At 63.9% G+C, this 689-nt stretch carries 1 pseudogene; it reads left to right on the top strand.

From position 1 onward, the window contains the following. A pseudogene (locus KBI52_RS01090) lies at nt 1–245 on the top strand (hypothetical protein); the annotation flags it as partial. Nucleotides 246–689: the final 444 nt, after the last annotated feature.

Below are 689 nucleotides of genomic sequence, written 5' to 3'. Positions count from 1 at the left end.
TCGACGTGGCGGTGCTGGAGGGCAATCTGAACGGGGCGAGCGGACCGGCGGCCCTGTTCATCGATTGGTTCGCCGGAGAGTATGGACGAGCCCGCAGCGCCTACTGGCATGCCCCGGTCTATCACGGCGCCTGGTACGGGCGATCAGGGGTCTCCACTGCAAGCGCGGCTTATGCGGCCGAGAATTCGGCCGTGATCCCGAATGTGTGCGGCTACTACCCGTACTCGCCCTGCGGCAACGAGTGAGGGTTCTTGCGCCGGCGCAGGGCCGGGCATGAAACATGCCCGGCCAGAGCCCCGATCGGATCGGGAGAGCGCGATTGGTCAGGCGTTCGGACGAGAAACTCCCTTGACCGCGCTGGCCCGATCCCTGGACACCGCTGGTCGGATCCAAGATCCCGCCTTGGAAACAGGGGTTTCGGGCACGGACTACACGACCCGTCCATTGCAGGCAGCACGCCCAACCTCAAGTTCTGCGGATGTTGCCGCCGACATGATATCCGGAATGCAACACTCGAGAACAAACGTCTTGGTTCTACTCAGTGCCGTTGTTGGCCGCCTTGACCGCGGGCGTCGCTTCGGCTGCTATGAGGCGGCTGGGAGAGGCAACAGATCAGGACTTCAGGGGGGAATGATGCGCTACCTTCCGCACTGGCTGTCGTGTGGCGTCCTGGCTTCGGCCGGACTTCT

Source organism: Microvirga sp. HBU67558, from assembly GCF_018069605.1.
Lineage (GTDB): Bacteria > Pseudomonadota > Alphaproteobacteria > Rhizobiales > Beijerinckiaceae > Microvirga > Microvirga terrae.
Note: the sequence above shows the minus strand (reverse complement) of the source record. Positions and strands in the feature narration are given on the sequence as shown.